22 protein-coding genes are annotated in these 21,264 nt (G+C 71.5%); 10 read left to right on the top strand and 12 right to left on the bottom strand.

Going from position 1 to position 21,264, the window contains the following annotated elements; translation table 11 throughout:
• Positions 1–22: 22 nt before the first annotated feature.
• Entirely contained in the window at positions 23–766 is a 744-nt protein-coding gene (locus tag ABD295_RS12540) for a DedA family protein (protein WP_344304083.1), read from the top strand.
• 82 nt (positions 767–848) lie between these two features.
• On the top strand, positions 849–1,025 hold the full coding sequence (locus ABD295_RS12535; RefSeq protein ID WP_344304082.1) for a hypothetical protein: 177 nt from the start codon (positions 849–851) through the stop codon (positions 1,023–1,025).
• A gap of 19 nt (positions 1,026–1,044) precedes the next feature.
• On the opposite strand, the gene pyrE is transcribed toward ABD295_RS12535, so the two are convergent.
• Positions 1,045–1,578 (bottom strand): orotate phosphoribosyltransferase, encoded by a 534-nt coding sequence (gene pyrE, locus ABD295_RS12530; RefSeq protein WP_344304081.1) that lies wholly within the window; start codon positions 1,576–1,578, stop codon positions 1,045–1,047.
• Between the two features lie 18 nt (positions 1,579–1,596).
• On the opposite strand from pyrE, the gene ABD295_RS12525 reads away from it, so the two are divergent.
• Together ABD295_RS12525 and ABD295_RS12520 are read left to right on the top strand one after the other, a co-directional pair.
• On the top strand, positions 1,597–2,763 hold the full coding sequence (locus tag ABD295_RS12525; protein WP_344304080.1) for a pyridoxal phosphate-dependent aminotransferase: 1,167 nt from the start codon (positions 1,597–1,599) through the stop codon (positions 2,761–2,763).
• 8 nt (positions 2,764–2,771) lie between these two features.
• Entirely contained in the window at positions 2,772–3,902 is a 1,131-nt protein-coding gene (locus ABD295_RS12520) for a glycosyltransferase (RefSeq protein ID WP_344304079.1), read from the top strand.
• Here the strand turns inward: ABD295_RS12520 and ABD295_RS12515 are convergent.
• From ABD295_RS12515 to ABD295_RS12505, 3 genes are all read right to left on the bottom strand, one after another.
• On the bottom strand, positions 3,892–4,971 hold the full coding sequence (locus ABD295_RS12515) for a hypothetical protein (RefSeq protein WP_344304078.1): 1,080 nt from the start codon (positions 4,969–4,971) through the stop codon (positions 3,892–3,894). The two genes, ABD295_RS12520 and ABD295_RS12515, sit on opposite strands and share 11 nt — an antisense overlap.
• Before the next feature lie 27 nt (positions 4,972–4,998).
• Positions 4,999–7,605 carry an ATP-dependent chaperone ClpB gene (gene clpB, locus ABD295_RS12510; RefSeq protein ID WP_344304077.1) on the bottom strand — a complete coding sequence of 869 codons (2,607 nt, stop codon included), beginning with the start codon at positions 7,603–7,605 and terminating at the stop codon, positions 4,999–5,001.
• A gap of 113 nt (positions 7,606–7,718) precedes the next feature.
• The gene (locus ABD295_RS12505) at positions 7,719–7,985 is read right to left on the bottom strand and encodes a PKD domain-containing protein (protein WP_344304076.1); all 267 of its coding nucleotides are present in this window, start codon (positions 7,983–7,985) and stop codon (positions 7,719–7,721) included.
• Positions 7,986–8,039: 54 nt separating this feature from the next.
• Between ABD295_RS12505 and ABD295_RS12500 the strand changes: the two genes are divergently transcribed.
• On the top strand, positions 8,040–8,468 hold the full coding sequence (locus ABD295_RS12500) for a hypothetical protein (RefSeq protein WP_344304075.1): 429 nt from the start codon (positions 8,040–8,042) through the stop codon (positions 8,466–8,468).
• Positions 8,469–8,473: 5 nt separating this feature from the next.
• Here ABD295_RS12500 and ABD295_RS12495 read toward each other — a convergent pair whose 3' ends face one another.
• From ABD295_RS12495 to ABD295_RS12475, 5 genes are all read right to left on the bottom strand, one after another.
• Positions 8,474–8,905 (bottom strand): heat shock protein transcriptional repressor HspR, encoded by a 432-nt coding sequence (locus ABD295_RS12495; RefSeq protein WP_344304074.1) that lies wholly within the window; start codon positions 8,903–8,905, stop codon positions 8,474–8,476.
• Positions 8,905–10,098, bottom strand: coding sequence for a molecular chaperone DnaJ (gene dnaJ, locus ABD295_RS12490; protein WP_344304073.1), 1,194 nt, complete (start codon positions 10,096–10,098; stop codon positions 8,905–8,907). The genes ABD295_RS12495 and dnaJ overlap by 1 nt, the downstream gene beginning before the upstream one ends.
• Positions 10,099–10,136: 38 nt before the next feature.
• A complete protein-coding gene (grpE, locus tag ABD295_RS12485) occupies positions 10,137–10,700 on the bottom strand; it encodes a nucleotide exchange factor GrpE (RefSeq protein WP_344304071.1) in 564 nt (187 codons plus the stop codon).
• Positions 10,697–12,589 (bottom strand): molecular chaperone DnaK, encoded by a 1,893-nt coding sequence (dnaK, locus tag ABD295_RS12480; protein ID WP_344304070.1) that lies wholly within the window; start codon positions 12,587–12,589, stop codon positions 10,697–10,699. Before dnaK ends, grpE begins: the two co-directional genes overlap by 4 nt.
• A 197-nt stretch (positions 12,590–12,786) precedes the next feature.
• Positions 12,787–13,338, bottom strand: a complete 552-nt coding sequence (locus ABD295_RS12475) for a hypothetical protein (protein ID WP_344304068.1) — start codon at positions 13,336–13,338, stop codon at positions 12,787–12,789.
• Between the two features lie 80 nt (positions 13,339–13,418).
• Here ABD295_RS12475 and ABD295_RS12470 point away from each other — a divergent pair, with 80 nt between their 5' ends.
• Together ABD295_RS12470 and ABD295_RS12465 are read left to right on the top strand one after the other, a co-directional pair.
• The gene (locus ABD295_RS12470) at positions 13,419–13,937 is read left to right on the top strand and encodes a SigE family RNA polymerase sigma factor (RefSeq protein WP_344304067.1); all 519 of its coding nucleotides are present in this window, start codon (positions 13,419–13,421) and stop codon (positions 13,935–13,937) included.
• Positions 13,934–14,935, top strand: a complete 1,002-nt coding sequence (locus ABD295_RS12465; protein ID WP_344304066.1) for a hypothetical protein — start codon at positions 13,934–13,936, stop codon at positions 14,933–14,935. Before ABD295_RS12470 ends, ABD295_RS12465 begins: the two co-directional genes overlap by 4 nt.
• On the opposite strand, the gene ABD295_RS12460 is transcribed toward ABD295_RS12465, so the two are convergent.
• Positions 14,932–16,017, bottom strand: coding sequence for an SAM-dependent methyltransferase (locus ABD295_RS12460; protein ID WP_344304065.1), 1,086 nt, complete (start codon positions 16,015–16,017; stop codon positions 14,932–14,934). The genes ABD295_RS12465 and ABD295_RS12460 overlap by 4 nt on opposite strands.
• Positions 16,018–16,097: 80 nt before the next feature.
• Between ABD295_RS12460 and ABD295_RS12455 the strand changes: the two genes are divergently transcribed.
• A complete protein-coding gene (locus tag ABD295_RS12455) occupies positions 16,098–19,025 on the top strand; it encodes an ATP-binding protein (RefSeq protein WP_344304064.1) in 2,928 nt (975 codons plus the stop codon).
• Between the two features lie 117 nt (positions 19,026–19,142).
• Positions 19,143–19,271 (top strand): hypothetical protein, encoded by a 129-nt coding sequence (locus ABD295_RS12450; RefSeq protein WP_344304063.1) that lies wholly within the window; start codon positions 19,143–19,145, stop codon positions 19,269–19,271.
• 225 nt (positions 19,272–19,496) lie between these two features.
• Here ABD295_RS12450 and ABD295_RS12445 read toward each other — a convergent pair whose 3' ends face one another.
• Complete coding sequence (locus tag ABD295_RS12445) at positions 19,497–19,931, bottom strand: SRPBCC family protein (protein ID WP_344304061.1); 435 nt, start codon at positions 19,929–19,931, stop codon at positions 19,497–19,499.
• 109 nt (positions 19,932–20,040) lie between these two features.
• Here ABD295_RS12445 and ABD295_RS12440 point away from each other — a divergent pair, with 109 nt between their 5' ends.
• Positions 20,041–20,424, top strand: a complete 384-nt coding sequence (locus tag ABD295_RS12440; RefSeq protein WP_344304060.1) for a hypothetical protein — start codon at positions 20,041–20,043, stop codon at positions 20,422–20,424.
• Positions 20,425–20,580: 156 nt separating this feature from the next.
• Here the strand turns inward: ABD295_RS12440 and ABD295_RS12435 are convergent.
• Positions 20,581–21,264 (bottom strand): HNH endonuclease signature motif containing protein (locus ABD295_RS12435; protein WP_344304059.1); only part of this gene is annotated, 684 nt, incomplete at its 5' end.

The raw sequence follows: 21,264 nt of genomic DNA, 5'->3' as shown, positions 1-21,264 counted from the left end.
GTCCGGCGGCTAGGGTGGCGTCGTGACGGGGCCGCTGCAGCTAGTGCCCGTCCAGCCCCTGCTGCTGGGCATGGACTGGATGGACCCCAACTGGCTGCTCGACCGGTTCGACAGCCAGTTCTTCTGGATCAGCCTGCTGATCATCTTCATCGAGTGCGGGCTGTTCTTCCCGTTCCTGCCGGGCGACACCCTGCTCTTCGCGCTCGGGCTCTTCATCTCGGCCGAGAAGGTCAACCTCTTCCCGGGCGGTCCGCACGCGGAGATCGCCATCGCCGCGGTGCTGCTGACCGGCTCGGCCTTCCTCGGCAACGTCGTGGGCTACGAGATCGGCCGCAAGATCGGGCCACCGATGTACGAGCGGGACGGCCGCATCCTCAAGCGGAAGTACTTCGACCAGACCCGGGTCTTCTTCGACAAGCACGGCAACAAGGCGCTGGTGATCGGCCGGTTCGTGCCCTTCGTCCGGACGTTCATCACGGTCGTCGCCGGCGTGACGCGGATGCCGCGGCGCCGCTTCTTCTTCTGGAGCTTCGTCGGTGCGGTGCTCTGGGTGTTCAGCATCCTGCTGCTCGGCTACTTCCTCGGCAGCGCCTTCCCGTCCCTGGGCGAGAACATCGACAAGGCGATCATCGTGATCCTGGCCTTCTCGGTGATCCCGATCGCGTACGAGTGGTGGCGGCACCGGCGTACCTCGTCTCAGGCTGCTGAGGACAACGACCTCGACGGCCGTCCCGACCGCGACGTCATGGGGATCGACGCCGACTAGAGATTTGACCTTGTGCCTCTATCCCCAGGCGCAGGGCGGCCCTAACTTAAGTAGGGTCCGAGCGAGCCGGGGGGCCGAGCCAATGACGAACGTGACCATCGCGAACATCTTCTTGTTCATCACGATCCTGTGCCTCGCCGTCAGCGCGCAGCTCGGCAGCATCATGTTCTTCTTCTACTCCTTCGCCGCCATCGTGCTCGCCGGCATGATGCGTCACACCGAGCTCGAACGCGTCCAGAAGGCCCGCCCCCGCAGCTGAGCGCCGTCGCGCCGCGCGGCTACCGCGCGCGCGCCGCGTCGAGGTCGGCCTTGGTGAGCACCGGCCGCACCTCGAGGCCCACGTCGGCGAGGGGGTTCTCCCCGGCCGGGCTGCGGTCGATGGCGCAGACGACGACCTCGACGACCGCACCCGCCTCCCGCAGCGCCCGCGTCGCGTCACGGACGGCGCCGCCGGTCGTGATGACGTCCTCCACGAGCGTCACCCGGCGCCCGGCGACGTCAGGGCCTTCGGCCAGCTTGCAGGTGCCGTACTCCTTGGCCTTCTTGCGGACGAAGAGCGCCGGCAGGCCGGTGCGGGCGCTGACCATGGTGGCGATCGGGATGCCGCCCAGCTCGAGACCGCCCAGCAGCTCGGTGTCCGCCGGCAGCAGCGACTCCATCTGCTCGGCCACCCGGACGAGCAGTGCCGGCTGGGACTCGAAGAGGTACTTGTCGAAGTACTCCGACGACACCTGGCCAGACCGGAGCGTGAACTCGCCGGTCAGCCGGCAGATCGCGTCGATGTCGGAGGCGAGGTTGGGGTCCGGGATCACGCGCGTAGTCTCGCAGCCGTGCTCGCCAAGCGACTCGAGGGCATCGCGCCCACGATCTTCTCGCGGATGTCGGCCCTCGCGATCTCGACGGGATCGGTGAACCTCGGCCAGGGGTTCCCCGACGTCGACGGCCCACCGGACGTGATCGCCGCCGCCGTGGCCGCCCTGCACGAGGGCCGCAACCAGTACGCCCCCGGCCTCGGCGTGCCCGAGCTCCGGCACGCGGTCGCCCGGCACCAGCAGCGCCACTACGGCATCGAGCTCGACCCCGACACCGAGGTCGTCGTCACCACCGGCGCGACCGAGGGCGTCGCGGCCGCGCTGCTCGGACTGGTGGACCCCGGCGACGAGGTGGTCGTCCTTGAGCCCTACTACGACTCCTACGTCGCGATGATGCAGATGGCGGGCGCCGTACGCCGCCCGGTGACCCTGCGCGCACCGGACTTCCGCCTCGACGCCGACGAGCTCCGTGCGGCGGTGACGCCACGCACCCGCTTCGTGCTCCTCAACAGCCCGCACAACCCGACCGGCACCGTGCTGACGCGCGCCGAGCTGGAGGCCGTCGCGGCGATCGCGGTCGAGCACGACCTGGTCGTGATCACCGACGAGGTCTACGAGCACCTGGTCTTCGACGTCCACGAGCACGTGCCGATCGCGACGCTGCCGGGCATGCGCGAGCGGACGCTGACGCTGTCGAGCGCCGGCAAGTCCTACAGCTTCACCGGCTGGAAGGTCGGTTGGGCGACCGGCCCGGCCGCGCTGGTCGGCGCGCTGCTGGCCGCGAAGCAATGGCTCACCTTCACGTCGGGCTCGCCCCTCCAGCCGGCGATCGCGCACGCGCTCGACCACGAGCCGGACTTCCCGCGCGAGCTCGCACGAGACCTCCAAGGGCGGCGCGACCTGCTCTGCGCCGGCCTCGGGAAGGCCGGCCTGACGCCCCGGATCCCGGAAGGCACCTACTTCGCCGCCACGGACGTGGCCCCTCTCGGCTGGGACGACGGCCTGGAGTTCTGCCTGGCGCTGCCTGATCGGGCCGGGGTGGTGGCGGTGCCGGCGCAGGTCTTCTACGACGACCCGGACGCGCCCGGCGCCGGACGGCACCTGGTCCGTTGGGCCTTCTGCAAGGACTCCGCGGTGATCGAGGACGGCGTACGCCGTCTGCAGGAGGCGGACCTGCGGAAGTAGATGGCACGATGACCGGCGTGAAGGTGCTCTTCACCTCGTGCCCCGCGTACGGGCACGCACTCCCGATGCTGCCCCTGATCCGCGCCGCGATGGCAGCGGGCGCAGACGTGCGGGTCGCCACGGGTCCCGATCTGGTCGACCCGCTGCGCGACCGCGGGCTCGACGCACGGCCGGCCGGGCCGCCGTGGACCGAGAGCTGGGCCGAGCACAACCGCATCTGGGCCGACCCGGGCCACCCGGGCGACAAGATGCTCGACGGGGTCATCGCGCTCTTCGGGTCGCCTGCGGGACGACGGCTCGACGACCTGACGGCGATGGCCCGTGACTGGCGACCTGACCTGGTGGTCCACGAGGTCCTCGAGCTGGGCGGCTCGATCCTCGCCGGGCGCCTCGGCGTGCGCAGCGTGGTGCACGGCTTCGGGCCGATGTTCCCGTTCTACGCCCATCTCGCCGGACCGGCCGGGGCCGCCGCCGGTGACGACGACCTGTGGGCGACCCTCTCCCAGGAGACCTATCTCGACATCTGCCCGCCCGCACTCCGGCCCGACGGCCCACCCGCGTGGACGGCGAGCCTGCCCCTGCGACCGAGCTCGGGCGAGCGCGGGCCGGTCTCTCCCGACGTCGCCGAGCTGTTGCGCCGTGAGAGGTCGCTGGCCTACTTCACCCTCGGCACGGTGAAGAACGAGGACGCCGCCGACCTGGCCACCGGGCTCGCGGGACTGGCGGAGTACGACGGCCACGTGCTCGCGACCACCGGGCGGCCGGTGGACCCCGACGAGCTGGGCCCCCTGCCAGCCAACGTCACGCTCGCCGCCTTCGTGCCCCAGGGTTCCGTGCTGCCCCACGCCGACCTCGTCGTGTCGCACTCGGGGTCCGGCACCATGCTCGGCGCCTTTCGCCACGGCCTCGCTCAGGTCGCCGTCCCCCGCGGGACGGACCAACCGGAGAACGCCGCACTGATGGCGAGGACTGGAGCCGGGGTAGTCGTCCCTCCCGAGAACTACACCGTGGAGGCGGTGCGCGCGGCCGTCGAGACGGTGACCTCGGGACCGGAATGGTTCGCTGCCGCCCAGCGGGTACGTGACGAGATCGACGTGCTGCCCGACGCGGACGAGGTGTGGAGCAACCTCAGCGGTTGACCGGCGGGCGATCGACGGGCGGGCGGTTGACGGGCGGGCGGTTGACCCAGGCGGCCGACTCGGGGCGGAGCAGCATCGAGAAGGTCAACGCGGCCGCGACGAACGGCACGATCAGCGCCCACTGGGTCAGCGCACCGAAGGCCAGCAGGCCGACCGCGCCCCCGGTCGAGATCAGCAGCACCAGCCGGGACCACGAGACGCCGCGGTAGAAGAGGAAGGCGAGCACCATCGCGGCCATCGCCCACACGATCGCCGCGAAGCCGATCAGCAGGGTCGCCGCCACGATCATGTCGTCGGTGAGGCCGGCTTCGCCGACCTCGGGATTCTGGGCGCGGATCTCGGCGAGCATCGGGTCGCTGTTGGCGACGAAGTAGACCAGCCCGATCGCCATCAGCACGATGCCCAGGCCGGAGAAGAGCCAGGTCAAGGAGCACGCCCACACGACCGACTGCGGGCGGGTGCTCGACGGCGCCCAGAACGGCGTGGTGGAGGACGCCGGAGAGCCGCCGGCCTGCGCGCCGAACCCGCTCATGGGGCGCGGCTCGCCGGTCTGCGGGGCGATCGCGGACGACTGCTGCTCACCTGCCGACCCGCCGGGCGGCGCCAACGCCGGATGCACCGGCTTGACCCGCTTCGGCGGCTCGCGCCCCTCGAACCAGTCGCGCGCGGGCGGCAGCCAGAGCAGGAAGGCCGAGGCCGCCACCAGCGACGAGAAGAAGCCGCCGGTGACCATCCCCGTGACCAGCAGCGGGACGGCGAGCACGGTCAGCGCGATCCGGGCCGGCTTGTGCCGCCGGAGCACGTGGTAGCCGAGGATCCCGGCCGCCGTCGCGCACCCCGCCGCCACCATCGCGAAGGTCCTCATCACGGTCAGCGCGCTCTCGACCGAGATGCCCAGGCCGTCACCGGGGGGCTCGTCGAGGAAGGTCTGCACCGACTCCCGTGTCTGCAGGGAGTGCAGGTTGCTGATCAGCTCGACGGTGAGCAGCAGGACGATGAAGGAGCCGCCCATGATCGTCCACGCGGCCAGGGTCACCTGGCGCGGGCGCTCGGGAACGGCTTCAGTCACGGGGTCCTCACATGGTCATTGCATCATTTAGGTGGTGAGCGTGAGACCGTCGCCGGCCCCGGGCTCCTGGGAGCGATCGACGGTGACGCTCCCGCCGTCGCCGACCTTGCCGCCGATCAGCAGCTTGGCCAGCGGGTCACCGATCGCGGTCTGGATGAGGCGGCGCAGCGGCCGAGCGCCGTACGCCGGGTCGTAGCCGGTGTCGGCGAGCCAGGCCCGCGCGGCGTCGGTGACGGTGATGACGATCCGGCGGACGGCCAGCCGCTTCTCCAGCAGCGCGAGCTGCAGGTCGACGATCTTGGCCAGCTCGTCCCTGGTGAGGGCGTCGAAGAGCACGACCTCGTCGAGACGGTTGAGGAACTCGGGCTTGAAGCTCGCCCGCACCAGCGCCAGCACCGACTCCTTCTTCTTCTCCGGGTCCAGGGTCGGGTCGACGAGATACGCCGAGCCGAGGTTGCTGGTCAGGATCAGCAGGGTGTTGCGGAAGTCGACGGTGCGGCCCTGTCCGTCGGTCAGGCGGCCGTCGTCGAGGACCTGGAGCAGGATGTCGAAGACCTCGGGGTGGGCCTTCTCGACCTCGTCGAGGAGCACCACGGAGTACGGCCGGCGCCGGACGGCCTCGGTGAGCTGGCCGCCCTCGTCGTAGCCGACGTAGCCGGGAGGCGCCCCGACCAGCCGCGCGACGGCGTGCTTCTCGGAGTACTCGCTCATGTCGATGCGGACGATCGCCCGCTCGTCGTCGAAGAGGAAGTCGGCCAGGGCCTTGGCCAGCTCGGTCTTGCCCGTGCCGGTCGGACCGAGGAAGAGGAACGAGCCGGTCGGCCGGTTGGGGTCGTTGATGCCTGCGCGCGAGCGGCGTACGGCGTCGCTCACCGCGTTGACCGCGGCGGACTGGCCGATCAGCCGCTTGCCGATGACCGACTCCATCTCGAGCAGCTTGGCGGTCTCGCCCTGCAGCATCCGGCCGGTGGGGATGCCGGTCCAGGCCTCGACGACGTCGGCGATCTGCTCGGGGCCGACCTCCTCGCCGACGAGCTTCTCGAGCGTCTCGGCCCCGACGTCGGCCTTCTCGACCTCGGAGATCTTCTTCTCGAGCTCGGGGATGCGGCCATAGCTGATCTCGCTGGCGCCGGCGAGATCGCCTTCGCGGAGCTTGCGGTCGGCCTCCATGCGCAGCTGGTCGAGCTGGCGGCGCAGCTCTCCCTCGCCCTCGAGCGAGGTCTTCTCCTGCTCCCAGCGGGCGTCGAGGGCGCGCAGCTCCTCCTCGGCGTCGGCCAGGTCGGAGCGCAGCTTGGCGAGCCGCTCGACCGACGCGTCGTCGGTCTCCTTGAGGAGCGCGAACTCCTCCATCTTGAGTCGGTTGATCGACCGTCGGAGCTGATCGATCTCCTCCGGCGACGACTCGATCTCCATGCGCAGCCGGGACGCCGCCTCGTCGATGAGGTCGATGGCCTTGTCGGGCAGCTGCCGGCCGGTGATGTAGCGGTCGCTCAGGGTCGCGGCGGCCACCAGGGCGGCGTCGGTGATGCGGACACCGTGGTGTGCCTCGTACTTCTCCTGGATGCCGCGCAGGATCTGGATGGTGTCCTCGACGCTGGGCTCGCCGACGAAGATCTGCTGGAAGCGGCGCTCGAGGGCGGGGTCCTTCTCGATGCGCTCGCGGTACTCGTCGAGCGTGGTCGCGCCGATCATGTGCAGCTCGCCGCGGGCCAGCATCGGCTTGAGCATGTTGCCCGCGTCCATGGCGGAGTCGCCGCCGGCACCCGCTCCGACCACGGTGTGCAGCTCGTCGATGAACGTGATGACCTGGCCGCCGGCGTCCTTGATCTCCTCGAGGACGGCCTTGAGCCGTTCCTCGAACTCACCGCGGTACTTCGCGCCCGCGACCATCGCGGCCAGGTCGAGGCTCAGCACCCGGCGGCCCTTGAGGGAGTCGGGCACGTCGCCGGCGACCACCCGCTGGGCGAGGCCCTCGACGACGGCGGTCTTGCCGACGCCGGGCTCGCCGATGAGCACGGGGTTGTTCTTGGTACGCCGCGAGAGCACCTGGATGACGCGGCGGATCTCGGCGTCGCGGCCGATGACCGGGTCGAGGCGGCCGTCCTCGGCGGCCTTCGTGAGGTCGACGGAGTACTTGTCGAGGGCCTCGTACGTCGACTCCGCCTCCGGGCTGGTCACCCGGCGGTTGCCGCGCAGGGCGCTCAGCCCGTCACGCAACCCGTCGGCGGTGAGCCCCGCGTCGGTCAGCACCTTGCGCGCCGTCGACTCGACGGTCGCGAGCGCGATGAGCAGGTGCTCGGTGGCGACGTAGTCGTCCTTCATCGAGCTGGCCAGGTCGAGAGCGGCGGCCAGCACCCGGGTGAGGGCGGCGGAGGCGGCGGGCTGCTGGACGGTCTGGCCGGTGGCGCTCGGCAACGCGTCGAGCGCGGTCTGCGCCTTCGCGGTGAGCGCGTCGGCGTCGACGCCGGCCTTGGCGACGAGCGCGCGGGCGGTGCCCTCGACCTGCTTCAGCAGCGCGACGAGCAGGTGGATCGGCTCGGTGTTGGTGTTGCCGCCGGTCGTGGCGGACAGCTGGGCGGCCTCGATCACCTCGCGGCTGCGGGTGGTGAACTTCTCGGCTCCGAACTGGCTCAACTCAAGATCCTCCCTGGTTCACGGTGGTCGAGCGAAGTCGAGACCACTGTTGTGTCTGAGAGGAGAACACGCCAGAAGTTGAGTCGATTCCCCTCAACTCTGGGAATTCGGGATCAGCGGCGCACCGTCACGACGACGGTGTCGCTGGCCGAGCCGCCACGCCCGTCGGTGACCGTGAGGGTGAACACGTACTTCCCGGCCGCACGCTGCAAGGAGACCTGACTGGTGGTCCCGACCACGGCCCCGGTCGACGAGCGCCAGGTGTAGCCGAGCGGGTCGCTGTCGGCGTCGCGGTAGAGCCCGCCGTCGAGCACGAACGTCGCGAGCTTGGTCTTCCTGGCCAGCTGGACGTTCTGATCCCCGGGGCCGTGTAGAGACAAATCGTGGCTGGTACAGACAACCGACCGACCCCGCTTCGCGATCACAATGGGGTCATGGACCCCGTCGACCTGACGCCCGACTGCGACAGCTGCTTCGGCCTGTGCTGCGTGCTGCTGCCGTTCCGGACGCAGGACGGGTTCGGCGCCGACAAGGTTGGCGGAGAGCCTTGCGCCAACCTCGAGCTCGTCAAGGGGGCCGACCGCTGCCGGATCCATCACCGGCTGGAGGAGTCCGGCTGGCCGGGCTGCGTCGCCTTCGACTGCCGAGGCGCCGGCCAGCAGGTCGCGCAGGTGACGTACGGCGGGGTGTCCTGGCGTGAGCGCGACGAGCCCTGGCTGCGCGCCGAGATGGGCGCGGTCCTGTCGGTGATGGTCACCCTGCACCGCCGGCTCGCGGACCTCGACAGCGACGACCCGGCGTACGCCGAGATCGCGGCCTTGCGGGACGGCAACCCCGAGGAGCTGCTCGCCCTCGAGCTGTAGTCGCCCTAGGAGTGCTGGCGGCGCCAGACGACGACCGACTGGCCCGGCGAGGGGTCGCGCAGCATCGGCAGCCGGCTGGCGGGCAGCACCGGCCCGCTGCCGGAGAGCGCCTGGCGCAGCGCCTCACGGGTGGCGTCGAGCTCGGCGACCAGCTCGCCGTTGCGCCGCTGGAGGGCCGCGACCTGGTTCTCGAGGTCGAGGATGCGGCGAACGCCCTCGAGGCCGATGCCGGCCGAGGTGAGGTCGGCGATCAGCCGGAGCAGCTCGAGGTCGCGCAAGGAGTAGCGACGGCCCCCACCGCCGGTGCGGCCGGGGGTGATCAGGCCCATCCGCTCGTAGGCCCGGAGGGTCTGTGGGTGCAGGCCGGTGAGCTCGGCGGCGACGGAGATGACATAGACGGCCGACTCGGGGTCTGGCGGCGACCCGAAGCCGGACATCACGACGCCTCGCCGCTGCTGGCCGAGAAGAGGTTGGCCCGCAGCGGCTTGGCAGACGTCGCGGCACGGTAGGCCTCGACTGCTTGGCGGGCGGTCGTGTCGAGCTGTGCGGGCACCTGCACCTCGACGGTGGCGAGCAGGTCGCCCTTGGTGCCGTCGGACTTCTGGGCGCCCTTGCCCCGCACCCGGAAGGTGCGGCCGTTGGGGGTGCCGGCGGGCACCTTCAAGGTCACCGGCGCGCCCCCGAGCGTCGGGATGCGCACCTCGGCGCCGAGGGCTGCCTCGTCGAAGCTGATCGGCACGTCGAGGGTGAGGTTGTCGCCCTTGCGTCCGAAGAGGCGGTGCGGCGTCACCTTCACCGACACGTAGAGGTCGCCGGGCGGACCGCCGTTCTCCCCCGCCGCGCCCTTGCCGCGCAACCGGATCCGCTGCCCGTCCTTCACGCCGGCCGGGATGCGGGCCTGGATGGTCCGCGACGACAGCCCGCGCCCGGACCCGTGGCAGGTCGGGCAGGGCTCGTCGTACACCAGTTGGCGGCCACCGCAGCCGGGGCAGGTCTCGTTGACCTGGAACGCGCCGCCCATCGAGGCCACGACGAACCCGGCGCCCTCGCAGGTCGGGCAGATGTGCGGCTTGGTGCCGGGCTTGCCGCCGGTGCCCTTGCACGTCTCGCAGGGCGCGTCCGAGCTGAGCCGGAGGCTGATGGTGACGCCGTTCATCGCGTCGGTGAAGGAAAGGGTGGCGCTGGTCTCGACGTCGCCGCCCCTCGTGGGACGAGCCGCCTGGGGCCGCGAGCGCCCCCCGCCGAAGAGGTCGCCGAACATGTCGCCGAACCCGCCGGACCGGTCGCGCAACAGGTCGTTGATGTCGAACCCCGGACCGGCGTTCCCGCCGCCGCCGCGATAACCGCCGAACCCGCCGCTCATGGCCGGACCCAGCGCACGCATCTCGTCGTACTTCTCGCGCTTGTCGGGGTCGCCGACGACGTCGTAGGCCTCGGCCACGGCCTTGAACTTCTCGTGCTTGGCGGTGTCACCGGGGTTGGAGTCGGGGTGGTTGGCGCGCGCCAGCTTGCGGTAGGACTTCTTGATCTCCTCCGCGCTCGCCTCCTTGCCGACACCGAGAACCTTGTAGAAGTCCTTGGTCAGCCAGTCGTTGCGGAATCCCGACCCGTCGGAACCACCGTCAGCCATGCGCGTTCACCTCCCCTCGTCCTGTCGTTGCGTGGTGCTCACTCCTGCGGGGGGTCGACCACCAGGACCTGTGCGGCCCGCACGACGCGGTCGCCGATCTTGTAGCCGGCCTTGGCCACCACCTTCGCCGTCGGCACGCTCACCTCGGGGTCCTCACCGATGTGCGAGAGCGCGTCGTGCAGCGTCGGGTCGAACGGATCACCGGGCTCCCCGAACTTGGTGAGCCCGAGCCCGCCGACGATCCGCTCGAGCTGCTCGGCGACGGCCTTGAAGCCCTCGTCGAGCGGCCCGTGCTCCCGTGCCCGGTCGATGTTGTCGAGCACGTCGACGATCGGCGTGAGCACGGCGTACGTCGCGTTCTCGCGGATCAGGTCACGGTCGCGGTCGACGCGGCGCTTGTAGTTGAGGTACTCCGCCTGCAGCCTCTGAAGGTCGGTCGTCCGCTCCGCCAGAGCCTGCTCGAGCTGGGCCGTGTCGGGAGGCTCGACGCCCTCGAGCGCCGAGTCCTCCACGACCTCTTCGACCTCTTCGACCCCTTCGACCTCGGTCTCGTTGGCCATCTCGGCGGCGGCGTCCCCGAAGGATCCGTCGCGCTTGGTCACTTGTCCGAGCCCTCGCTCTTCTGGTCGTCACCCGCGTTGTCAGCGGCGTCACCGGCGGCGGGCTCGTCGACGATCTCGGCGTCGACGACGTCGTCGTCGGCCTCCCCCGTCGCGCCCGTGGACCCACCGGCGGCGGCCTGGTCGGCCTCGGCGGCGGCGTACATCGCGGCGCCCATCTTCTGGCTGGTCTCGCCGAGCTTGGTCGTCGCAGCCTGGATCTCCTCAGGCGTCGCGTCGTCCTTGGCGAGGACCGCCTTCAGGGCGTCGAGGTCGGCCTGCACCTCGTCCTTGACCTCCGACGGGATCTTGTCGGTGTTGTCGGTCAGGAACTTCTCGGTGGTGTAGACCAGCCCGTCGGCCTGGTTGCGCGACTCGACGGCCTCGCGGCGCTTGGCGTCCTCCTCGGCGTACTGCTCGGCCTCGCGGACCATCCGGTCGATCTCGTCCTTGTTGAGCGCGCTGCCGCCGGTGATCGTCATCGACTGCTCGCGGCCGGACGCGTGGTCCTTGGCGGAGACGCTGACGATGCCGTTGGCGTCGATGTCGAAGGTGACCTCGATCTTCGGCACCCCGCGCGGCGCCGGCGGGAGGCCGGTCAGCTCGAAGTTGCCGAGGGGCTGGTTCTCCGACCAGATCGCGCGCTCGCCCTGGGCGACCTTGATCTCGACCGACGGCTGGTTGTCGTCGGCGGTCGTGAAGATCTCGGACCGCTTGGTCGGGATCGTGGTGTTGCGCTCGATGAGGTTGGTCATCACGCCGCCCTTGGTCTCGATGCCGAGGGAGAGCGGGGTCACGTCGAGGAGCAGCACGTCCTTGACCTCACCCTTGAGCACGCCGGCCTGCAGCGCGGCGCCGACGGCGACGACCTCGTCGGGGTTGACGCCCTTGTTGGGCTCCTTGCCGCCGAGCAGCTCCTTGACGACCTCGGTCACGGCGGGCATGCGGGTGGAGCCGCCGACGAGGACGACGTGGTCGATCGCGCTGACGTTGACCCCGGCGTCCTTGAGCACGGACTTGAACGGCTCGCGGGTGCGGTCGAGCAGGTCGGCGGTCAGCTTCTGGAACTCGGCGCGGGTGAGCTTCTCCTCGAAGTGGAGGGGGCCGGACTCGCCGTGCGTGATGTAGGGCAGGTGGACGGTGGTCTCGCTCGAGGACGACAGCTCGATCTTGGCCTTCTCGGCGGCCTCCTGGAGGCGCTGCTTGGCGATCTTGTCGGCCGCCAGATCGACGCCGTTGCCGTCCTTGAACTTCTTGACCATCCAGTCGACGACGCGGTTGTCCCAATCGTCGCCACCGAGGTGGTTGTCACCCGAGGTGGCCTTCACCTCGACCACGCCCTCGCCGATCTCGAGCAGGGACACGTCGAAGGTGCCGCCACCGAGGTCGAAGACGAGGATCGTCTGGTCGTCGCCCTTGTCGAGGCCGTAGGCGAGCGCGGCGGCGGTCGGCTCGTTGACGATGCGCTGGACGTTGAGGCCCGCGATCTCGCCGGCCTCCTTGGTCGCCTGGCGCTGGGCGTCGGAGAAGTACGCCGGCACGGTGATCACCGCGTCGGTGACGGTCTCGCCGAGGTAGGCCTCGGCGTCGCGCTTGAGCTTCTGCAGCACGAAGGCGCTGATCTGCTGAGGGGTGAACTTCTTGTCATCGATCTCGACGGACCAGTCCGTGCCCATGTGGCGCTTGACGGAGCGGATGGTCCGCTCGACGTTGGTGACGGCCTGGCGCTTGGCGACCTCACCGACCAGCACCTCGCCGGACTTGGCGAACGCGACCACCGACGGGGTGGTGCGGGCGCCTTCGGCGTTGGCGATGACGGTGGGCTCGCCGCCCTCCAGGACGGACACGACGCTGTTCGTCGTGCCGAGGTCGATGCCGACGGCTCGTGCCATGAGTGGTTCCTCCAGAACTGGGACTGTGGGAGTTGCGAGCGCCATCCTGCGCCGGGCACGGCGAGTCTGGCAAACAAGTTGAGCCAACTCAACTCAACTTCGTTCATGGGCTCTAACGCAAGTCTTCCAGCGGGTGTTCCCGGGTCAGCAGAAAGTTCTGCGAAGTCACCGGCGCCGATCGTCGCCGGACTCGGGACTCACTCGTCGGACTGCTGCTCGTCGACCTTGCGCTTCATGCGGCCCAGGCCGGGGACCTTGCCGAGCATCGCGTTGAGCTCACGAGTCAGGTCGAGGAGGTCGTGCACGTCGGGGGCGACGCTGGAGAGCGAGCGCATCACCGGGAGCACGTCGCCCTCGACCTGGCCGGCGAGCACCGGGAGCGTGTCGATCAGCGCGACGAGGGCGTCGACCTCGGCTGGATCGGTGGTGTCGGCCAGTCGTTCCAGCGTCGGCTGCAGACGCTCGAGCGGGCCGAGGTGCGGCTCGAACGCGGCGACCAGCTTGTCGGCGCGCAGACGGGTGTTGTCGGTGAGCCGGACCACGCGCTGCGCCTCCGCGCGGGTGGTCTCGATCCGCTGCACCAGCCCGTCGGCCTCACCGACCAGCCGGTCGATCTCCCGCACCAGCCGGTCGGCCTGCGCGAGCAGCGCGGCCAGCCTGGGTCCGGCCGCGAGCACCTGCTCGACCAGACCGGTCAGCTCGGCGACGCCGGGGACGTGGGAGACGGCGGGGATCGAGGGCAGGCGCACGCTCTCAACCTAACCAGCCGCCCCTGCGTACTTGAGACTGTGGAGGTGAGTCCAGGGATGAGTCCAGGATGAGTCCCGGCGTGAGCAGGCAGCCCGACGGGTTCGACGAGTTCGCGGTCGCCGCGTGGCCGCGGCTGCTGCGCTCGGCGTACCTGCTCTGCGGCGACCACCACCTCGCCGAGGACCTCGTGCAGACGGCGCTGGCGCGGACCTACGCCCGTTGGCGGCACGTGCGCCGCGACGACGCGATGGCCTACGCCCGCACCGTCCTGGTCAACCTCAACATCGACCGCATGCGCCGAAAGCGACCGGTCGAGGTGCGCGACGCGCTGCCTGACCGCGCCGACCCGGCGCGTACGTCGGCACGGACCGAGGACCGCGACGAGGTGGTCCGGTTGCTCGCGGCCCTGACCGAGCGCGAGCGTCGCGTGGTCGTGCTCCGCCACTACTTCGATCTCTCCGAGGCCGACGTCGCCCGCGAGCTGGGCGTGGCCGCCGGCACCGTGAAGAGCACGCTCTCCCGCGCTCTCGCCAAGCTCCGCGTCGATGCGCTGAGCGTGGAGAGGGCCCAGTCGACCGGCACAGGAGGTGCCCGATGACCCGAACGCTTCTCGAGCTGGAGCGTGAGCTCCGCGGTGACGGTGACGACCACTCGGCGCTGCCTGGCCCGGACCGCCTCGACGCGATCCACCTCGCCGGCCGGCGCTACCGCCGGCGGCGCCGCCTCGCCTCCGCCGGGGCCGGCGTCGCCACGCTGGCGTTGGTGGCCGGTCTCGGCTGGGCGGTCACCGGCCTGGGCGACGGCGCTGCGATCGGTCGTGACCGGAGCGCCGACCGGCCGGTGCCGACGAAGCTGTCCCCGCTGGCCGAGCGAGCCCTCCGCGAGATCCCCGGTGCCCGCAAGGTGTCGGCGTACCAGGTGGTGCTCCCGGACCCCGACGTCGTGTCGGAGCCTGAGCTGCCGATCGATCCGGAGGTCCTCGTGGGAGAGCCGATCGCGCTCCCTGCGACCAGCTATGCAGGAGTGACGAGCTTTCCCGAGGGGACCTTCCCCGAGTGGCTGCACGACGGCGTCCAGCGCATCGAGCGTGGCGGGGCGGACCCCGAGGAAGGCTGGTCCGTCGGCACCTTCGCCGCGGGCATCCACGTGTCCGAGGGCACCGCGTGGCTGGGCTGCGTCGCCCCCGGCGACGGGGCCGGGCCGAGCGGCGAGCACGACCCCTGCACACCGACGCTCATGCACCGCACCGGCGACGACTTGTACGTCGATTGGGGCATGGGTACCGACGACTTCCTCGAGGAAGGGTCGGGCATGGAGATCTTCGGCGGTCGGGACGACTTCACGACGAGTCGACCGACGAAGTTCTGGATCGCCGGCGTCGACGGCGAGGTGGCCCGGGTCGACTTCCTCCTCACCGACGGTGGTGTCGTGCCGGGCCAGGTCGCCTACGACACCGTGTCCCCCGGTGACTCGATGTTCTGGGCGAACGTGCCGGGCGAGCTCGCGCGGGTGGTGACCTACGGTCCCGACGGCGCGATGCTGGAGGTGCACCCGCTGAAGGACTGCAGCACTCCCGTCGAGTGCGAGGTTCGCTAGACCAACCGGTAGAACCGGAACATGTCGTGCTCGACCGGGAGCACCTCGGCGTCGGCGAAGCCCGCCGCGCGGGCGTAGCCGCGCAGCGTGTCGTGGCGCATCACCGTTCCGGTGCCGACCGAGTCGCGGTGCGACATGCCGTCGGGCAGGCAGACAAGCATCGAGATGCCGTACATCAGCTGCTCGACGGGGTCGCCGGGTCCGGTGAACTCGTCGGGCACCTTCTCGTCCATCACGAGGACGCAGCCGTCCGGGCTCGCCATCTGGCGCGCCGAGCGCAGCACCCCGACGGGGTCGGGCATGTCGTGCACGCACTCGAACATGGAGACCAGGTCGTAGTCACCGGCCGCGGGGACGGTGCCGGCGTCCGCGAGGACGAAACGGACCCGGTCGGCCAGCCCCTCGGCCTCCGCCTGCGCCCGACCCGCGTCGATCGAGTCGGCGTCGACGTCGTACCCGTCGACGGTCACCTGCGGGTACGCCCGTGCGATGGCGAGGGACGACCAGCCGTCGCCGCAGCCGATGTCGGCGACCTTGCCGCCGTCGCGCAGCAAGGCGTCGAGACCGGGCACCGACGGCAGCCAGTCCGAGCCGAGGACCTGGAGGAAGAGCGGCCGGTTGGCGTCCGCCTGCGCGGTGCGCATCAGGGGGCCGAAGTCGCTCCAGCCGACCCCGCCACCGGTCCGGTAGGCGTCGAGCAGCTCGGGCAGTCGCATCGCCGCGGCGGCCAGCATCCGCGCGAAAGGAGTGAGGTAGGTCAGGCTGTCGCGGTCGCAGAGCACCGAGGCGTGCTCGTCGGTGAGGTGATAGCGGCGTACGTCGGCGGCTGCGCTCGCGTCCTCGGTGGAGACGAGGCCGGCGACGGTCTGCTGCTCGAGCCACTCACGGGCGTAGCGGGCGTCGATGCCGGCGCCGGCCGCCACTTCGGCGGCGGTGAGGGGGCCGCGGCGGTGCAGGAGGTCGTAGAGACCGAGCTGGTCGCCGACGTGGATGGTCAGCACGTCGAGCGTGCCCAGCATCGAGTCGAAGAGCCGGTCGGCGAGATCGGTCGTCACGGTGGGGTCCGGAGTGAGGGTCGTCATGACCGGAGCGTCGGCCCGGCCGCTGACACTGGGCGCACACGACGCTGACAGTGCGCGACCGAGTACGGCATCCTGCGGGCATGGACGGGACCGGCCCGGGAGACTTCGAGGTCGGCGTCGTGCTGCGGGTGCTCGGCAGCCCCCTCCTCGAGCTCGATGGCCGGGCGCAGCCGCTGCCGCCGGGGCGGCCCGGCCGGCTGGTCGCCGCGCTCCTCGTCGCCCGCGGACGCGTGGTCACCGACGACCGGCTCGTCGACGAGGTGTGGGGCGAGGACCTGCCCGCCGACGCCCGGGCGGCACTCCACACGAATGTCGGTCGCGCCCGTCGGGCGCTCGGAACAGCAGCGGCCCGGCTCGAGCGGGTGGCGGCGGGCTACCGCTTCGACCTCGCCGACGTGTCCGTCGACGCGGACGAGTTCGTCGCCACGCTCGCCCGCGCCCGTGGGCTGGTCGCCGGCGACCCGGTCGGTGCGCTGGCGGCGTACGACGCGGCGCTGAGGCTCTGGCAAGGACCGGCCTGGGCGGGGTTCGCCGACGACGTCGCCCAGGGCGAGGCGCTGCGCCTGGAGGAGTCGCTGCTGGCGGCGCGGGAGGAGCACGCCGAGACGCTGCTCGCGCTGGGGAGGGCCCAGGAGGCAGCCGACGAGCTGCGCCCGCTGGTCTCCGGCGAGCCGTTGCGTGACAGGCCGGCGCTGCTGCTGATCCGCGCGCTGCACCGGCTGGGCAGCTCGGCGGACGCCCTCGCCGTCTTCGCTGCCCACCGCGCGGCGCTGGCCGAGGAGCTCGGGCTGGATCCCTCCCCCGAGCTCGAGGAGGCGCAGCGGGAGGTGCTCGAGCGCACGCCGGCGCCCACGCCCGCCGTCGCTGCTCCGGTGGTGGTGCGAGCCTCGGCACTCGTCGGCCGCGAGGCCGACCTGGAGCAGGTACGCCGTCTGCTGACCCTGCACCGCTGCGTGACCGTGCTCGGTCCGGGCGGCGTCGGCAAGACCTCGCTCGCCCGCGAGGTGATGGCGTCCACGACCCCCGCCTGGTGGGTCGACCTGACCAGCGTCACCACGGAGGCGGGCGTGCGCGCCCAGGTGGCTGCTGCGCTCGACGTGGAGGTCTTCGTCGGCGGCAGCCTGGAGGCCGCGCTGGAGGGCAGGCTCGCGGCCGCGTCCGGGCTGCTGGTGCTCGACAACTGCGAGCACGTGCTCGGCGCGGCCGCGGACCTGGTCGCGTGGGCAACGGCGGTAGGCGGCGGCATCCGCGTCCTGGCGACCAGTCGCGAACGGCTCGGTGTACCCGTCGAGCAGGTCTGCCCCCTCGCCCCCCTGCGGCTGCCGACCGACGACAGCGCCGACCCTGACGTGCCCGCGGTCGCGCTGTTCCTCGACCGCGCCCGGGCGGCGGCGCCCGAGCTCGAGGTCACGCCTGACGTGCTGGGCGAGGTGAACGAGCTGGTCCGTCGCCTGGACGGGCTCCCCCTCGCCATCGAGCTCGCAGCCAGCCGGGTGGGTGTGGTGCCGCTGCGCACGCTCCGCGACCGGCTCGACCACCGGCTCGACCTGCTCCGTTCGCACCACCGGCGGGGTCCGGCCCGGCACCAGACGCTGGCCGACACGATCGACTGGTCCTACGACCTCCTCGACGAGGACCAGCGACGGGCGCTGCGGTGGCTGTCGGTCTTCGCCGGCCCCTTCGACCTCGACGCCGCGGAGGCGGTGCTCGGCCCGGACTCGGCCGAGCAGGTCCTGGGACTCGTCGAGCGCTCCTTGGTGGTGCGGCCCGCGCGGTCGGACGACCTGGACTACCGCCTGCTCGAGACGGTCCGTGCGTTCGCCCGCGACCGGCTCGAGGGTGCCGAGGCCGAGGCGGCGAGCCTGGCCCACGCGCGGTGGGCGCGGGACCAGGCCGCCCTGGCCCGCGTGGGACTCGCGGGGCGCTACGCCGGCTGGTGGGGCGGGCAGGTCGAGCGGTTGCTGCCCGAGCTCGCGCTGGCGGTGCTCTGGGCCGTCGAGAGCGGCCACGCCGACGAGGCCGTCGAGATCGTGCCCGACCTCTACGAGTGGGGCTACTGGCGAGTCCGCGCCGACGTCCTCGGTTGGGCCACGATGCTGCTCGAGTCCGGCCACCCCGGCGTCGCGACGACCCGGGTGCTGGCCACCGCCACGGCGTACTGGTGGATGGCCGACGACCAGGTCCGCGCCACCGCGCTGTCCCGGCAGGCGATCGAAGCGGCCGGGGGTGAGGACGACCCGTCGGCGTACCTCGCGCTCGAGACCGCGGGCGACGTCGCGCTGGCGACCGGCGACCTCGACCGTGCGTACGCCGTGTACGAGCGCGCGGCCCAGCACGCCCTGAGGGCCGAGCGGCACAGCGACGCCGTGCAGGCCGTCGCGGGGATGCTGCTGGCCCGCACGTACGCCGAGGGGCCGACCGCGGCCGAGCTCGCCCTCCTCCGCGAGCACGAGGGCCTGGTAGTGAACCCGTCGGTGCGTGCGATGGCGCTCTACGCCGAGGCCGAGGCGGTGGCGGCCGACGAGCCCGAGCAGGCGCTGGAGCTCTTCGCGAGGGCGCGGGCGATCGCGCGTGAGACGGGCAACCGGCTGGTGGTCGGCGTCTCCATGGCTGCGGAGACGGCGTTGCGCGGGCGGGTCGGCGGCCTCGACGACACCACGCTGTCGCGGACCATCGAGGCCGTGGAGCTGTGGCTGGGCTCGGGCAACCAGAACCTCTTCATCACCTGCCTGCGCAACGCGGTCTCCCTGCTCGACCGGCTGCACCTCTTCGAGACGGCGGTGGAGGTGGTCGCCGCCACGACCGCGCACACGCCGGACCGGCCGTCGTACGGCATCGAGGCGGAGCGGATGACGCGCGCGATGAACCGGGCCCGCACCGTGCTGGGAACCGACCAGGTCGACGCGGTCTGGCGCCGGGCCCAGGGCCTGGATCTCGAGACCGTCGCGCGGCGGGTCGTCGCCGACCTCGCGGGCGTGCGTCAGGGGGGTGTCAGCGCGGGCGACTGAAGTGTCTGCTCGCCGACACTTGCGCGTCAGTCCGTCGACAGCGGAGTGGCAGCGGTGGCGCGCAGCCTTCGTCGTACCGGCCCGAACACGCGGGCCGGCCGACAAGGAGACACCACCATGTTGCTCGACTACACCCTCGCTGTTCACCAGGCCCGCCAGCGCAACGACGAGCTCGCCCGTCGCGCCGAGGCCCGCTCCCGGTTCGAGGAGACCGGGCGCCGTCGCCGGCGCAAGCGCCGCGGATGAGCCCCGCGACCCTGGCCGGTTCGGCCAGCACCGTCCTCTTCGTGAGCAGCTCGCTGCCCATGGTCTGGCGGGCGATCACGACCCGGGACGTCGCGTCCTACAGCCGCGGCAACCTGGCGCTCGCCAACGCCGGCAACCTCGTCTACACCGTCTACATCGCCAGCCTGCCCTTCGGGCCGGTGTGGTTCTTGCACGGCATCAACGGCGCCGTCGCCGCCTTCATGCTCACCGCCCACCTGCTGTGGGTGCCGGCCCAGAAGTCTGCCCAGAAGACTGCTCCCGCTCCGCGAGCGCACCCAGCCGTCGCAGCCCCAGCTCGACGACCGGCACGTACGCCGGCGCCCACCACGGCGTCGCGAACCGCACCCGTGACGCCTCGCCGCCCAGGTCGAGGACCTCGTGTCGGGTGGCCGGCACGCCCGCGACCTTCCAGGACCACGACCCTCCAGCAGCGTCTGCGCGTAAATACGTGACGGTGAAGGGCAGCCAGGCGCCGACCGGTGTGCGCACCCGCCCGGTGGCGCCCTGGCGAATGCTGGTGCCGGCCTCCAGCTGCGCCTCGGCGACGGTCGGCCCCCACTCGGGCCACCGGCGTACGTCGGTCAGCAGCGTCCAGACGACGGCGGCCGGTGCGGCGACCTCCCGAGAACGAGTCCACATGAGGACGATCCTAGAAACGCACCCTTGCGGGACCTGCCTGCAGAGCGCCAGAGGTGGACTAGGAGTGGAGTGCCATGATCTAGGGATTACTGCACTCGAGTTGACCGCTGTGCGTGTCCATCCAGACGACGCGGACCTCGAGGACGCCCTTTTCCGGGTGGAGGGGCTGGAGGGGGCGCCCTCTGACGAGGACACTTGGGCCGCGATGGTCGTGCTCGCGAGGACCGTCGCCGGAATCGGCCCGGACTCTCCGGTGAAGGAAGACCGCAAGTGGGGCTCGGTGCAGGCCGGCGCTCCCGTGCTGGTCGACGTCCTGAACCACGGGCAGAAGGTCTACGTCTTCTGCAGCGACAGCGAGGCGGCCGACCAGGTGCTGCCGGTGCTCCAACGACTGCGCGGTGCTGGCCTGACCGTCTTCCAGCCGCACTCCTTCGTCGAGGTCGCCGCGGGCACCAGCCTGCGCGTGATCATGGCCGAGCAGCTGGACGGCTGACCTGCGCGTGCGCCGATAGCCGTGCGACAGAGACGCGCGTCGGCAGGCTTCCCTCTCGTGACGTTGCAGCTGCGAAGCTTCGACCGCGACGATCTCCCGGACCTGCCGGCGCTGCAGCATGCGACGAGCGCTCCGGCGTGCCCGTTTGGTGCACCGCTAAGCGGCGCGCGGTCTGGCTCTTGTTGATGACGGTCTGGTGCCGTGGTGGTCGCGGAGGTATCGCATGCCGTGGGGGTCGGTCCAGCGCCAGCCGATGTCGAGGGGCAGGCGTTCGTAGGTCCAGGCGGTGTGGGTCTTGAGCCGGTGATGTCGCCGGCACAGTGGGGCGAGGTTGTGGTCGCAGGTCTCGCCGCCTTCGGCGTAGGGCGTGCAGTGGTCCTTGTCGCACTGTCGGGCTGGTCGGGAGCACCAGGGGAACACGCAGGTGGGTTCTCGCAGGGTGGCCCGCAGGGCCATCCGGGCGCCGACTTCGTACCGGTCGACGCTCACGGGCTGGTTGAGGTCGATGACCTTGGTGACCCTCACCTCCGTCTCGGCCCGGCCGCACCAGTTGGCGACCTGTTGGGCCAGCACCGGGCGGCCCGCGCCGCCGGTGGTGGTCTCGACCCGGGCGACCTCACCCCCGAGCGCACCGTGCAGGGACTGCTCGGTGACATGGACGAAGAGGTGCACACCCCGCCGTGACCGCCTCGCGGCCCTCCCCGACCCCGCCCCGGGCGTCTCCTCGGAGGGTGTCTGGGCGCCGGGTGTCTGGGTGCCGGGTGTCTGGGCGGCGGGTGTCTGGGTGCCGGCGGCGAGCAGCGCGGCGGCGTGGGCGGGGTCGGCGAGCACCCCGACCGC

Origin of the sequence: Nocardioides bigeumensis (assembly GCF_039531755.1) — a bacterium.
GTDB lineage: Bacteria > Actinomycetota > Actinomycetes > Propionibacteriales > Nocardioidaceae > Nocardioides > Nocardioides bigeumensis.
This window is presented reverse-complemented; position numbering and strand designations above follow the sequence as displayed.